Source organism: Dactylosporangium sp. CA-152071, assembly GCF_050936335.1.
GTDB lineage: Bacteria > Actinomycetota > Actinomycetes > Mycobacteriales > Micromonosporaceae > Dactylosporangium > Dactylosporangium maewongense.
The window spans coordinates 5,084,131-5,096,889 of the sequence record NZ_JBNJMZ010000001.1 but is presented as its reverse complement, the minus strand read 5'-3'; the positions used below and the strand labels follow the sequence as shown (position 1 = coordinate 5,096,889).

Annotated in this window: 13 protein-coding genes and 1 pseudogene; 7 read left to right on the top strand and 7 right to left on the bottom strand. The window is 71.6% G+C overall.

Annotated elements, in window-relative coordinates; translation table 11 throughout:
- Positions 1-2: 2 nt before the first annotated feature.
- Both ACQEVZ_RS22795 and ACQEVZ_RS22790 read left to right on the top strand, forming a co-directional pair.
- Positions 3-1,466 carry a glycosyltransferase family 39 protein gene (locus ACQEVZ_RS22795; protein ID WP_433369665.1) on the top strand — a complete coding sequence of 488 codons (1,464 nt, stop codon included), beginning with the start codon at positions 3-5 and terminating at the stop codon, positions 1,464-1,466.
- 435 nt (positions 1,467-1,901) lie between these two features.
- The gene (locus ACQEVZ_RS22790) at positions 1,902-2,852 is read left to right on the top strand and encodes an alpha/beta hydrolase family protein (RefSeq protein WP_433369662.1); all 951 of its coding nucleotides are present in this window, start codon (positions 1,902-1,904) and stop codon (positions 2,850-2,852) included.
- Here ACQEVZ_RS22790 and ACQEVZ_RS22785 read toward each other — a convergent pair.
- Genes ACQEVZ_RS22785 through ACQEVZ_RS22775 form a run of 3 tightly spaced genes read right to left on the bottom strand, consistent with a single transcriptional unit; the run spans position 2,849 to position 5,679 of the window.
- Positions 2,849-3,157 carry an STAS domain-containing protein gene (locus tag ACQEVZ_RS22785; protein ID WP_344511548.1) on the bottom strand — a complete coding sequence of 103 codons (309 nt, stop codon included), beginning with the start codon at positions 3,155-3,157 and terminating at the stop codon, positions 2,849-2,851. The genes ACQEVZ_RS22790 and ACQEVZ_RS22785 overlap by 4 nt on opposite strands.
- Positions 3,158-3,196: 39 nt before the next feature.
- Entirely contained in the window at positions 3,197-4,423 is a 1,227-nt protein-coding gene (locus tag ACQEVZ_RS22780) for an MFS transporter (protein WP_433369659.1), read from the bottom strand.
- Between the two features lie 32 nt (positions 4,424-4,455).
- Positions 4,456-5,679, bottom strand: a complete 1,224-nt coding sequence (locus tag ACQEVZ_RS22775) for an MDR family MFS transporter (protein ID WP_433369656.1) — start codon at positions 5,677-5,679, stop codon at positions 4,456-4,458.
- A gap of 63 nt (positions 5,680-5,742) precedes the next feature.
- On the opposite strand from ACQEVZ_RS22775, the gene ACQEVZ_RS22770 reads away from it, so the two are divergent.
- Positions 5,743-6,495 carry a phosphoglyceromutase gene (locus tag ACQEVZ_RS22770; RefSeq protein WP_344511552.1) on the top strand — a complete coding sequence of 251 codons (753 nt, stop codon included), beginning with the start codon at positions 5,743-5,745 and terminating at the stop codon, positions 6,493-6,495.
- A gap of 55 nt (positions 6,496-6,550) precedes the next feature.
- Here ACQEVZ_RS22770 and phoU read toward each other — a convergent pair whose 3' ends face one another.
- Positions 6,551-7,207 carry a phosphate signaling complex protein PhoU gene (phoU, locus tag ACQEVZ_RS22765; protein WP_344511554.1) on the bottom strand — a complete coding sequence of 219 codons (657 nt, stop codon included), beginning with the start codon at positions 7,205-7,207 and terminating at the stop codon, positions 6,551-6,553.
- A gap of 217 nt (positions 7,208-7,424) precedes the next feature.
- On the opposite strand from phoU, the pseudogene ACQEVZ_RS22760 reads away from it, so the two are divergent.
- Both ACQEVZ_RS22760 and ACQEVZ_RS22755 read left to right on the top strand, forming a co-directional pair.
- A pseudogene (locus tag ACQEVZ_RS22760) lies at positions 7,425-8,471 on the top strand (sensor histidine kinase); the annotation flags it as partial.
- A 77-nt stretch (positions 8,472-8,548) separates the two neighbouring features.
- Positions 8,549-9,232 carry a response regulator transcription factor gene (locus tag ACQEVZ_RS22755; RefSeq protein ID WP_344511556.1) on the top strand — a complete coding sequence of 228 codons (684 nt, stop codon included), beginning with the start codon at positions 8,549-8,551 and terminating at the stop codon, positions 9,230-9,232.
- A 19-nt stretch (positions 9,233-9,251) separates the two neighbouring features.
- Here ACQEVZ_RS22755 and ACQEVZ_RS22750 read toward each other — a convergent pair whose 3' ends face one another.
- Positions 9,252-9,881 (bottom strand): PilZ domain-containing protein, encoded by a 630-nt coding sequence (locus ACQEVZ_RS22750; protein ID WP_344511558.1) that lies wholly within the window; start codon positions 9,879-9,881, stop codon positions 9,252-9,254.
- 45 nt (positions 9,882-9,926) lie between these two features.
- Positions 9,927-10,373 (bottom strand): acyltransferase, encoded by a 447-nt coding sequence (locus ACQEVZ_RS22745; RefSeq protein WP_425552406.1) that lies wholly within the window; start codon positions 10,371-10,373, stop codon positions 9,927-9,929.
- 293 nt (positions 10,374-10,666) lie between these two features.
- On the opposite strand from ACQEVZ_RS22745, the gene ACQEVZ_RS22740 reads away from it, so the two are divergent.
- The gene (locus tag ACQEVZ_RS22740) at positions 10,667-10,879 is read left to right on the top strand and encodes a hypothetical protein (protein ID WP_344511561.1); all 213 of its coding nucleotides are present in this window, start codon (positions 10,667-10,669) and stop codon (positions 10,877-10,879) included.
- A gap of 34 nt (positions 10,880-10,913) precedes the next feature.
- On the opposite strand, the gene ACQEVZ_RS22735 is transcribed toward ACQEVZ_RS22740, so the two are convergent.
- Complete coding sequence (locus ACQEVZ_RS22735) at positions 10,914-11,747, bottom strand: hypothetical protein (protein ID WP_433369650.1); 834 nt, start codon at positions 11,745-11,747, stop codon at positions 10,914-10,916.
- Positions 11,748-11,790: 43 nt separating this feature from the next.
- On the opposite strand from ACQEVZ_RS22735, the gene ACQEVZ_RS22730 reads away from it, so the two are divergent.
- The gene (locus ACQEVZ_RS22730; RefSeq protein ID WP_433369647.1) at positions 11,791-12,720 is read left to right on the top strand and encodes a Ppx/GppA phosphatase family protein; all 930 of its coding nucleotides are present in this window, start codon (positions 11,791-11,793) and stop codon (positions 12,718-12,720) included.
- Positions 12,721-12,759 lie beyond the last annotated feature (39 nt).

Genomic DNA, 12,759 nt, shown 5'->3' with positions numbered 1-12,759 from the left:
CGGTGATCGAACGGGCGCCGCTCGCTTGGAGACCTGTCGGTGCGGTGGCGGCCACGGCCGCCGTCGCGCTCCTGCTGACGATCAACCGCTATGACTATCACCGCGACGAGTTGTACTTCCGCATGCTCGGTGACCGGCCGAGGTGGGGCTACGTCGACCAGCCGCCGTTCACGCCGCTGCTGATCCGGCTGTGCGCCGAGGTCTTCGGCGACTCGGTCTGGGCGATCCGGCTGCCCGGCCTGCTGTTCCTGCCCGCCGCCGTCTTCCTGCTCGCCCTCATCGCCCGCGAGGCCGGCGGCGGCGCGGTCGCGCAGACCCTCGCCGGCACCGGCGCGCTGACCACGTTCGCCCTGGTGTCCACGCACCTGACCCTGACCACCGGGCCGGACCTGCTGGTCTGGCTCGGGGTCGTCCTGTGCGTCATGCGGGCGTCGTTGCGGGAGCTGCCACGGTACTGGCTGGCCGCCGGGCTGGTCACCGGGCTCGCGCTGTACAACAAACACCTGGTCATCCTGCTGCTGCTCACGTTCGCGGCGGGGCTGCTGGTCGCCGGGCCGCGCAAGGTCCTGCTGTCGCCGTGGCTGTGGGCCGGCGCCGGCATCGCGCTCGTCGTCGGGCTGCCCAACCTGCTGTATCAGATCGCCAACGGCTTCCCGCAGCTCGACATGGCCGCGGCCCTGGCCGAGAACAAGGGCGACGAGGCCAGGATCACCCTGATCCCGCTGCAGCTGGCGTGGCTGGGCCCGTTCTTCGTGCCGGTCTGGGTCGCCGGCATCGTGACGCTCCTGCGAAACCCGGCGCTGCGCCCGATCCGGGCGCTCGGGGTGGCGTACCCGCTGATGCTGGTGCTCCTGTTCGTGATCGTCGGCCAGCCGTACTACACGGTCGGGCTGCTGTCGGCGCTGTTCGCGATCGGCGCCGTGCCCGTCGCGCGGCGCGTGACCCGCCGCTGGATCCTGGTCGCCGGCGCCGCGGTCAACGTGGGCTTCGCGATCCTGATGTCGCTGCCGGTGCTGCCGGTCGGCGTCGTGGGCGGGACGCCGATCCCCGCGATCAACCAGGGCATCTCCGACCAGGTCGGCTGGCGCCGGTACGTGCGGCAGGTCGCCGACGTGTACGAGGCGCTCCCGGCGCAGGACAAGCCGCACACGGTGCTCCTGACCGGCAACTACGGCGAGGCCGGCGCCCTGGACCGCTACGGCAGGGCGCTGGGCCTGCCGGATGTCTACAGTGGACAGAACGAGCTGCACCGGCTCGGCCCGCCGCCGGAGTCCGCGACCGTCGTCGTGCTCGTGACACAGGGTGACCCGAGCCGCTCGCCGGCGTTCGTGTCATGCGAGTTCAAGGCGAATCTGGACAATGGTTACGGCGTGGAGAACGAAGAGCAAACAGCTCGCGTCTTCGTGTGCCGGGGCCTGAGGGGCACCTGGGCCGACCTGTGGCCGGGCTTCCAGCACTTCGATTGATTTCAATTATTTCAAGTGTGTGAGGGAGCCGACAGTCCCGTTACTTGTCGCTGCAATTCCTCGCCGCGTACCGTCAATCACGGATACCGGCGATTCCTGAAGTTGGGGAGCGACGGGGGTGTTTCTGGGCCTTCACGGGCCCACTCGCAGTGGTCTGTCCGGGCGGGGCGACCACTGCAACCGGCGGCACCGCGCGGTCGAAAGACCGCAGCAGAGCGGGTGGTCGTGGACTGGGGGTGCACGCCACCCGCTGCCGCCGGTACGAGTTTCCAGGACTGGGCATCGGCCCCAAACTTAAGTCCGGCGTAAAGACGCACAAAGTCGCAGAGCCGTAGTTTCTCTCGCATGCGGATGCGCGGTGCTCTCGCCGGTCTCTTGCTCGTCGTCACGTTGGCCGGCTGCGGCGCGAAGACCGACGCATCGGCGAATCCGGAAATGTCCGTATCCGCGGACGCGAACGCGGGCGAGGATGCCGCGAGCGGGGACGCCGTCGCCGCCCTGGCCGCCGCCGGGGCCGCGCCCTCCGGGTCCGCGTCGGCCGCCGCCTCGAAGAGCGCCGCGCCGCCCGCCGTGAAGGCGCCCACCCAGACGTTCGCCGTCGGGGTCAGCCAGTTCACGTTCAGCCGCGCCGGCCGCACGCTGCGCACCCTGGTCTTCTACCCGGCGACCGGGGCGGCCGGCGGCTCGCCGAAGAGCAACGCGGGTGTCGCCGCGGGCAGGTTCCCCCTGGTCCTGTGGAGCCACGGCCTGCACGGCTCGCCGGAGGGCTACCAGGGCGTCACCGCGAAGATCGCCGCCGCCGGGTTCGTCGTCGCGGCGCCGGCCTACCCGTTCACCAACTCCGCGGCGAACCCGTTCAACCAGAACGACATGGGCAACCAGCCCGCCGACGCGTCCGCCGTGATCACCGAGGTGCTCAAGCTCGACACGAAGGCCGGCGCCGCGCTCGCCGGCCACATCGAGACCGGCCGGGTCGCCGCTGGCGGCCACTCGGCGGGCGGCTACACGACCGCCGGCATGCTGTCCGGCTCGGGCCGCGACGCCCGGCTCAAGGGCGGCATCATCGTCTCCGGCGGCGGCATGGGCGGGAAGTTCAGCGGCGCCGCCACGCCGGTGCTGTTCATCCACGGCGACGCCGACGGCACCGTCCCCTACAGCAGCGGCCGCGGCCTGTACGACGGCTGCGGCTGGCCCAAGGCGTTCCTGACGCTGCTGGGCGGCGACCACGGCGGCGGGCTGTTCGGCTCGGCACCGGCCAACCAGGCCGTGTCCAGGACGATGCTCGACTTCCTGCGGTACACCCTCTACAGCGACGGCGCCGCGAAGGGCCGGCTCCGCGCCGACGCCACCGTCAGCGGCGCCGCCAGGTACGACGGGACGCTCTAGCTGAGCGCGAAGACGGGCAGCAGGCCGGTCAGCCGCAGTTGCGCGTAGGCGAGGGGGCGCGGGTTGCGCAGGCTCAGCGTGCAGCCGGTCTCCTTGGCGAGCTTCCAGCAGCCGACCAGCGCGCCGATCCCGGCGGAGTCGAGCACCGTCACGCCGGCCAGGTCCACCACCAGCGCCCCCGGCCGGAAGACGGGCAGCACCGCCCGCACCGCTTCGGAAAGGTGGTCGCGGGTGGCGAGGTCGAGCTCCCCGTCGAGCCGGATGACGACCGTGCCGGGGTCCGGCGCCTCGAGCTTCGCCGTCAAACCATCCACTTCGCCCCCTGTCACGTCGAAGGGCGGCGTCTACCCCGCTACCGGCACCGCTAAACGCTCCTTCTCGGCCTGAGTGACCCGGCGCTCCCGGGCCGGCTGGATCAGCAGGTGACCGGCGGCGGCGAGCGCGCCGAGCCCGCCGCAGATCACCCAGTGCCAGTCGCCGAGGAACTCCAGGCTCACGCCGCCGGCCGCGGGCGCGATGAAGCTCGCCGCCGGGAAGATCAGGTAGAAGACGCTCTGGTACCGCCCGCGCAGTGCCTCCGGCGACAGCTCCGCGATGACGGCCGCGTTCGGTGGCGCGGCGAGCATCGAGCCGATCGTCCAGATGGTCGCCGCGACCAGGTAGCCGGGCACACCGGAGGCGAGCGCGACGCAGCTGAAGCCGAGCCCGAGGAACACGTTGGCGACGGCGAGTGTGGTGCCCTTGCGCCAGCGGTCGATGAGCTTCGGCACGAAGAGCTGCCCGGCGACGATGAGCAGGCCGGCGTAGGCGACGACCGAGCCGTACACGGTCGGCCGCAGCCCGTCGGCGTCGATCGCGAGGGGCAGGATCGTCGAGCTCTGCATGGTGACGACGGCCAGCAGCAGGCTCAGCCCGACGAACGCCAGGTAGGCCCGGTCGGTCAGCGCCGTGTGCAGCCCGCCCTTGGCGGGCCCGCCCGCTGTCCGCGCCGTGGGCCTGGTCTCGTGGACCTTCCACAGCAGCAGCACGGCGGTGACCAGCGTGCCGGCGGCGTCGACGGCGAACAGCAGCGGGAAGCTCACCTCGGCGAGCGCGCCGGCGATGACGGACGCCGCGGCCATGCCCAGGTTCATCGCCCAGAACTGCAGGTTGAACCCGCGGTTGCGGTCGGCGGCGGGGACCACGTCGACGATCGCCGCGACGAACGCGGGGCCCGGCATGGAGTGCATGAGCCCGAGCAGCGCGGCCAGGGCGGCGATCGCGGGGATGTCCCGGGTCAGGGCCAGCCCGCCGACGAACGCCGCCGCGCCGAAGTGGGCCAGCAGGAGCGTCGGCCGGCGCCCCCACCGGTCGGCGAGCACGCCGCCGAGCAGGACGCCGGCGATCCCGCCGATGCCGTAGAGGCCGACGACCAGCCCCGCCGCGCCGGGCTTCAGGCCGCGGTCGGCGGTGAGGTACAGCGAGAGCACCAGCGCGACGAACCCGCCGACGCGGTTGATGAGCATGCCGGTCCAGAGGTACCAGTACATCCTCGGCAGACCACCGATCGTGGACCGGTACCACACGCGCACGTTTGCTCCAGAATTGTTAATACTCTTTACAGTTAGATCTTAGCCAACTCGGCCGGCGCCTCCGCGGCGGCGGTGACCTCGGCCACCCGGCGCTCCCGGGCGGGCGCGGCGAGCAGGCTCCACGCCCCGGCGGCCAGGCCCAGCCCGAGGCAGCCCAGCCACAGCGCGGTGTTGCCGGCGAGCTCGCGGACCGCGCCGCCGAGCGTCGGCGCCAGGAACGACGCCGCCTGCCACGACAGCCCGTACGCGCCCTGGTAGCGGCCCCGCATGTCGACCGGTGACAGCCCGGCCAGCAGCGCGGCGTTGGACGGGGCGTTGAGCATCTCGCCGACGGTCCAGAGCAGCACGGTCGCGCCGTACCAGACGGGGGTGTGCGCGAGCGCGGTGAGGCCGAAGCCGACCCCCATGACCACGGCCGCGACCGGCGCGACGAGCGCCTCGCGGCGGGTGGCGAGCAGGCGGGTGACGAGCGGCTGGCCGAGCACGATGAGGACGCCGTTGAGCGCGATCACCACGCCGAACGTGCGCGGGCTCAGCCCGTCGTCGATCATCGCGATCGGCAGCATCGCCATGTGCTGGAGCAGCAGGAGCGCGATGAGCAGGTTGCACACGACGAACCCGAGGAACACCCGGTCGCGGCCGAGCGTGCCCAGGCCGGACCGCTGCTCGGTCCTCGACGTCGTCGCGGGCCTCGTCTCGCGGATCCGCACCGCGATGAGGACCGCCGCGGCGCCGGTCGTCGCGGCGTCGGCGAGGAACAGCGTCAGGTAGCCGCTGCCGGCGGCGAACCCGGCGAGGATCGCCGCGGTCGCGAAGCCGAGGTTGATCGCCCAGAAGTACACGGAGAAGGCCCGGCCGCGGTCGGACGCCGGCACCAGGTCGGCGATCATCGCGCCGAGCGGCGGGCGGGCGCCCTCGGCGGCGATCCCCAGCGCGAGCGCGCCGGCCATGATCGCGGGCCGGCTGTGCGCCAGCCCCAGGACCACCATGAGCACCGACGCGGAGCCCATCGCCAGCAGGACCGTCGGCCGCCGCCCCCACCTGTCGGTCAGGTGGCCGGCGCCGGTGACGCCGATCGCGCCGCCGAGCCCGTAGAGCCCGAGGACGAACCCGGCCGTGGACTCGCTGAACCCGCGCTCCGTCGTCAGGTAGATCGTCAGGAAGATGCCGACGAACCCGCCGGCACGGTTGATCAGGGTGGCGGTCCAGACGACCCAGAACTGGGACGGTAACCGTTTTTGTAAGCTGCGCGGCACGCCCGCATCCTTACATTGGAGGTCCGGTGCTGTCGAAGTGATTCAGTGCGGGAAGATTGCGGCATGAGTGAAGTCGGGACACTGGTGCTCTTGCGGCACGGTGAGAGCGAGTGGAACGCGAAGAACCTGTTCACCGGCTGGGTCGACGTGGACCTCAGCGCCCAAGGAGAGGCCGAGGCCCGCAGGGGCGGCGAGCTGCTCCGTGAGTCCGGTCTGCTGCCGGATGTGGTGCACACGTCAGTGCTGCGCCGTGCCATCCGCACCAGCGAGATCGCCCTGCACGCCGCCGACCGGCACTGGATCCCGGTCCAGCGCAGCTGGCGGCTCAACGAGCGGCACTACGGTGCCCTGCAGGGCAAGAACAAGAAGCAGACGCTCGAGGAGTTCGGCGAGGAGCAGTTCATGCTCTGGCGCCGCTCCTACGACGTGCCGCCGCCGCCGATCGCCGACGACGACGAATGGTCGCAGGCCTCCGACCCGCGCTACGCGAACCTGACGCCGGACATCCGTCCGAGCACCGAGTGCCTCAAGGACGTCGTGCAGCGCATGCTGCCGTACTGGTACGACCAGATCGTGCCGCAGCTGCTCGCCGGCCGCACCGTGCTGGTCGCGGCGCACGGCAACTCGCTGCGCGCGCTGGTGAAGCACCTCGACGGCATCTCCGACGAGGCCATCGCCAAGCTCAACATCCCGACCGGCATCCCGCTGCGCTACGACCTCGACGCGGCGCTGCGGCCGGTCACGGCCGGCGGCACCTACCTGGACCCGGAGGCGGCCAAGGAGGCCGCGGCCGCGGTCGCCAACCAGGGCCGGTAACCGCTCACATACAGAAAGAGGGGGCCGCGGAAGCGGCCCCCTCTTCTCGTGGGTCTCAGGCTTGCGTGGAGTCGAACGACTCGCCCGTGACGAGGAACACGACGTGACGGCCGGCGTTAACGGCGTGGTCGGCGTAGCGCTCGTAGAAGCGGCCCAGCAGCGCGGTGTCGACCGCGGCCTGCGTGCTCTCGGTCCACTTCGGGCCGAACATCGTCTCGAACAGGCTGGTGTGCAGCCGGTCCATCTCGTCGTCGTCGCGGTCCAGCTGGCCGGCGGCGACCACGTCGAGGTTGGAGATCGCGCGGGAGATCTTGCCGGCGATCCGGTCGGCGACCGTGCCCATCTCCTCGAACGTCGCGATCAGCGGCTCCGGCACCGCCACCTCGGGCAGCCGGCGCAGCGCTGTCTTCGCGACGTGGTCGGCGAGGTCGCCCATGCGCTCGAGGTCCGCCGCGAGGTGCAGCGCGGTCAGCACGACCCGCAGGTCGGAGGCGACCGGCGCCTGGCGGGCGCAGAGGTCGTAGACCTTGTCCTCGACGAGCCGGTAGAGGGCGTTGACCTCCGCGTCGCGGGCCACGACCTCCTCGGCGTCGGTCTGGTCGGCGGTGAGCAGCGCCTTCGTGGCACGGATCATCGCGCTGCGGACGGCGTCCGCCATCGAAACCAGTAGACGGTTGACCTGCAGCAGGTCGGCACGGTATTCGTCGCGCATGGTTCTCCTATCGTGGTGTCCCTCACGGTAGGTCCCGCACCGGCGCATCCGGTGAACTTCATCCCGCGCGAGAGTGAACACTGGGTGATGTGAGCCCGTTTCGTGCCCTGGACCACCGTCCGTCGGGTAAGCGACCTCCTACCATCAGGTCGTGGATTGGAAGTTCCGGCAGTCGAAGGCCGACAGCGCGGCGATGGGCTCGGCCATGACCGAGATCCTCGACGCCCTCCTGGTCGGTGTCGTCGTGCTCGACGACACCGACCAGCCTGTGCTGGTCAACGCGGCTGCCCGCGAGATGGGCCTGGTCCGGCAGCGCCAGGGCGCGGCGGAGGAGGCGCACACCATCGTGCGCAGCCTCGCCACCCAGGTCCGGCGCAACGGGGTGACCCGCGTCGTCGAGCTCGACCTGCCCCGCCTCACCCACGGCGACCCGCTCGGCGTCAACGTGCGGGCGGTGGCGCTGGACGGCGGCCGGGTCGCGATCGAGGCGACCGACGTCACCGAGGCGCACCGGGTCGCCCGGGTCCGGCGCGACTTCGTCGCCAACGTCAGCCACGAGCTCAAGACCCCGGTCGGCGCCCTGCAACTGCTCGCCGAGGCGCTGCTGGACGCCACCGACAAGGACCCGGCGGCCGCGATCCGGTTCGCGGAGCGGATCAAGCACGAGTCGGCCCGGCTCGGCCGGCTCGTCTCCGAGCTGCTGGAGCTGTCGCGCCTGCAGGGCGCCGAGCCCCTGCCGGAGCCGGAGCCCGTCGAGGTCGACAAGATCGTCGCCGAGGTGCTGGACCGGACGAAGACGCCCGGCTCCGCGAAGCACATCGAGGTCGCGTCGAGCGGCACCCGCGGGCTGACCGTCTACGGCAACGAGAACCAGCTCGTCACCGCCGTGGTGAACCTGGTGGAGAACGCGATCGCCTACTCCCCGGAGAACACCACGGTCAGCCTGTCGACCCGGGTCCTGACGGACGCCGACGCCAGCTACGTCGAGATCGCGGTCGAGGACCAGGGCATCGGCATCGAGCCGCGTGACATCGACCGGATCTTCGAGCGCTTCTTCCGGGCCGACCGGGCCCGGTCCCGCGCGACCGGTGGCACCGGCCTCGGCCTGGCGATCGTCAAGCACATCGCGACCAACCACGGCGGCCGGGTTGACGTGGTCAGCACGGCCGGAGTTGGCTCGACGTTCACCTTGCGGCTCCCCGCGCGTCCGACAGATGCCGCGCTGGCGCTACCGCCGTCCGTTGAGATCGGAGGCACCCCATGATTGTGACCCAATCGCAACATCAGACCCGCGGTTCGCAGCGCAGTGCGGCTCCCCGGCAACTACGAAAGGACAGCACGTTGGCGCGCGTACTCGTGGTCGAGGACGAAGAGTCCATTTCGGACCCGTTGTCGTACATGCTCCGCAGGGAAGGTTTCGAGGTCTCCATCGCGGCGACCGGCACCGAGGCCCTCACGGAGTTCGACCGCACCGGAGCGGACATCGTCCTGCTGGACCTGATGCTGCCGGAGATGTCGGGCACCGAGGTCTGCCGCCAGATGCGGACCAAGTCCAACGTGCCGATCATCATGATCACGGCGCGGGACAGTGAGATCGACAAGGTCGTCGGCCTGGAGATCGGCGCCGACGACTACGTCACGAAGCCGTACTCGCCCCGCGAGCTGGTCGCCCGCATCCGCGCCGTGCTGCGCCGGCAGGTCGACACGGTCGGCGAGCTGGCCCCGCCGACGCTGTCCGCGGGCCCGGTCCGCATGGACGTCGACCGGCACGTCGTCACCGTCGCCGGCGACGCGGTCCAGCTGCCGCTGAAGGAGTTCGAGCTGCTCGAGCTGCTGCTGCGCAACGCCGGCCGGGTGCTCACCCGCGGCCAGCTGATCGACCGGGTCTGGGGCGCCGACTACGTCGGCGACACGAAGACGCTCGACGTGCACGTCAAGCGGCTGCGCTCGAAGATCGAGCCGGAGCCGTCGGCGCCGCGCTTCATCGTCACCGTGCGCGGCCTCGGCTACAAGTTCGAGCCGTAGGAAGCTGCCGGGCCCCGGCTCACCCGGCGTTCGCGACGGACTCGCGGGCCCGGCGGCGCTCCTCCATCTCGCGGCGCAGGACGTAGCCGCGGATCGCCCGTCCCATGTTCTCGGACGTCTCGTACGTGATGATGACGTCGAACGCGTCGTTCTCCGGGTCGCGGCGGACGAAGAGCACCGTGCCGCGAATCGCGATCGTCTCGTCGTCGAGCGCGATCCGCAGGTCGACCCGGTCGTCGCGCTCGAAGCGGTCCTCGTGCAGGCGGCACCGCACGCCGCCCTCGGACAGATCGATGACCCGCCCGCGGAACACGGTGCCGTCCTTGCCGACCTCGACGTTCTCGCCGCCCCCGCCGCGCACGTAGTTGCGCCGGGTCTGCAGCCGCACCGAGCTGACGGCCTCCAGGCTCCAGCGCGGCGGGTGCTCCTTGCTCAGCTCGACCAGCCGGACGTCGACGGCCTGCCGCCGGTCGCCCGCCACCCACGCCAGCTCGACGGAGGTGCCGAGCTTCGGCATGTCGGCGCCGTTGACGCCGAACGGCGCGGCGACGGTCAGCCGCTTGCCGGTCACGTCCTCGACGCGGGACTGATAGGCCTCGCCGTCCATCAGCACCACGTCGACCAGAGCGTTGATCGCGGGCAGGGTCACGATTACACGTTCGGCCGATCGGCCGCCGACTTGAGTGCCGGGGTGCTACGAGTCCAGTGCCTCGCGCCACTCGTACGGCTTCGCGAAGTGGCCGGGGGCGCAGACCAGCTCCGACGTCTTGCGCTTCTCGCGCGCCGGGCTGCCCGCGACCACGGTGTCCGGGGCCACGTCCCGGGTCACCACCGACCCGGCGCCGACCAGCGCCCGGGCCCCGATCCGGACACCGGGCAGGATCGTCGCGTTGCCGCCGATCGAGGCGTCGTCCTCGACCGTGGCTCCGCCGACGCACTCGTCGTAGCGCGGGCACGGCGGGTGCGGGTCGTCGGTGAAGACCACGCCCGGGCCGAGGAACACCCGGCGGCCGAGCGTCACGTTCTCCAGGAAGCAGTGCGAGTGGACCCGGCTGCCGTCGCCGATCCGGTTGCCCGGCTCCAGCACCGCGTTGGTGCCCACCGAACAGCCGTCGCCGATGACGTTGTTCTCCCGGATCATCGCGCCGTGCCCGGACTGGAACCGGGCCCCGATCCGCGCCCCGGCGTAGATCACCGTCCCGGACCTGATCCGGCTCCCCGGCCCGATGATCGTCGGCAGTTCGCCGGGTGCCGCGCCGCGCGGCGGCACCCCGATCCGCGCACCTGGCTCCACCACGGTGCCCTCACCCAGCTCAACCCCGGGGAAGATCTCTTCGGTCACCGGATGAACCTATTGCACCGCGGGCCGGTTCGGCCGTCGGGTTCGGGCGTTGTCACACACCGGACACCCCGCGACCCGTAGCGTTTCCTGGGGTGCGCAGCTTCAACTCCGGCCCCGCCGGGACGCTCATGATGCTGGTCGGCGTGATCCTCGCGATCAGCTCGACCTGGACCGCCATCGCCCGCACGGGCTGGGCCGCGGCCGTCCCCAGCATCCTCATCGGGCTGTCCATGACCGCCGTGGGCTACTCCCTCTTCGCGAGGTCCCGCCGCACCCGCTCGGAGTCCAGCTCCGACGACGACTGAGCCCCGGCCGCTGGTCCTGGCCCTGTGGCTGAGGTCAGGACTTGCGGGTCGGCAGGAGGGTCAGGGCGACCGTCGTCGCCGGGTGGGGAGCGACCATGCCCTGCCGGGCGCGCTCCGCGCACAGCTCGGCGAGCTTCGCGTAGGCGGCACGGCCGATGAGGGCGACGAGCTCCGCCTCGTACTCCTGGTAGAGCCGCTTCGCGCCGACGTGCGCCTCGGGGGAGGACGTGCACCACCAGTGCAGGTCGTGGCCGCCCTCGCCCCAGCCGCGGCGGTCGAACTCGCCGAGGGTGGAGACGAGGACCTTGGTGCCGTCGGGGCGCTTGCGCCAGTCCTGGTCCCGCCGCACGGGCAGCTGCCAGCACACGTCGGGCTTGTACTCCAGCGGGTGCACGCCGTCGCGGAGAGCCTGGCCGTGCAGGGCGCAGCCGCCACCGCCGGCGAAGTCGGTGTCGTTCTGGAAGACGCAGCCGGCGCCGGGGCGGGTCGCGGTGCGCAGGGCCTTCGACTCGCCGTCGATGGTGTCCCACTCGGTGTAGTTCTTGAAGCCGCGGCGGTAGTGCTGCCAGTGCTCCGGGGTGAGGCGCTTCGCGGCGGCGCGGACCCGCTTCTCGTCGTCGTCGTCGGTGAAGAACGCGCCGTGCGAGCAGCAGCCCTCCTCGGCCTTGCCCTCGATGATGCCGTGGCAGCCCTGCCCGTAGACGCAGGTCCAGTTCGACAGCAGCCAGGTGAGGTCGGCGCGCACGAGGTGGTCGGCGTCCGCGGGGTCGGTGAACTCCAGGAACTCCCGCGAGAAGTCGAGATCGACCTCGAGGTCGCGCGGCGTCTCTGGCTCGCCGGTGCCGTCGACCGCGACGTGAATCTCCATTTGGTGAAGGGTACGCGTCCCGCCGCGGCATTACGGTGAAGGGATGCGGCTCGGTGTGCTGGATGTCGGCTCGAACACGGTCCACCTGCTGGTGGTCGACGCGCACCATGGCGCCCATCCGTGGCCCGCACACTCGCAGAAGGCGGAGCTGCGGCTCGCCGAGAAGATCGGGACCAACGGGGAGCTGACCAAGGCCGGCGCCGACAGCCTGGTGGCGGCGTGCGCCGAGGCCCGCGACGCGGCGTCCGCCCTGGAGACCGACGACCTTCTGGCGTTCGCGACGTCGGCGGTACGGGACGCGAAGAACTCCGCGCGGGTCCTGCGGCGGGTCCGCGAGGAGACGGGCGTCGACCTGCAGGTCCTGTCCGGCGAGGCCGAGGCGATCATGACCTTCCTGGCGGTGCGCCGCTGGTTCGGCTGGTCGGCGGGGCGGCTGCTGGTCATGGACATCGGCGGCGGCTCGCTGGAGCTGGCGACCGGCATCGACGAGGAGCCTGACGTGGCGCTGTCCGTGCCGCTCGGCGCGGGACGGCTGACCCGCGAGCGACTCGACGGCGACCCGCCGGCCAGGGCCTCTGTCGAGGCGCTGGGCGAATACGCCGAGGCCGAGATCGCCAGGCCGGCGAAGCGGCTGATGGAGGCCGGCTGGGACCGGCCGGTGGCGACCTCGAAGACGTTCCGGACCCTGGCCCGCCTGGCCGGCGCCGCGCCGTCGTCCGTGGGGCCGCGGGCGCCGCGGAAGCTGACCAGGGTGGGGCTGCACCAGGTGCTGTCGTTCATCCGCAGGATGCCGTCGGCGGCCCTGGCCGAGATCGACGGGGTCAGCCCGGGCCGCGCCCACCAGATCCTCGCCGGCGCGGTCGTCGCCGAGGTCACGATGCGCACCCTCGGGATCGACGAGGTCGAGATCTGTCCCTGGGCGCTGCGCGAAGGGGTGATTCTTCGCCGGCTGGAAGTGCTGGAGTCGAGTTGATCGACAGGAGACGCTACCCGGCTGGGGCTAGCCTGGGGG

Bases quoted from the DNA above. Each gene is read 5' to 3' on its own strand.
- ACQEVZ_RS22790 (WP_433369662.1), top strand. From the start codon at position 1,902: ATGTCCGTATCCGCGGACGCGAACGCGGGCGAGGATGCCGCGAGCGGG.
- ACQEVZ_RS22735 (WP_433369650.1), bottom strand. From the start codon at position 11,747: ATGGAGATTCACGTCGCGGTCGACGGCACCGGCGAGCCAGAGACGCCG.
- ACQEVZ_RS22770 (WP_344511552.1), top strand. From the start codon at position 5,743: ATGAGTGAAGTCGGGACACTGGTGCTCTTGCGGCACGGTGAGAGCGAG.
- phoU (WP_344511554.1), bottom strand. From the start codon at position 7,207: ATGCGCGACGAATACCGTGCCGACCTGCTGCAGGTCAACCGTCTACTG.
- ACQEVZ_RS22730 (WP_433369647.1), top strand. From the start codon at position 11,791: ATGCGGCTCGGTGTGCTGGATGTCGGCTCGAACACGGTCCACCTGCTG.
- ACQEVZ_RS22745 (WP_425552406.1), bottom strand. From the start codon at position 10,373: ATGATCCGGGAGAACAACGTCATCGGCGACGGCTGTTCGGTGGGCACC.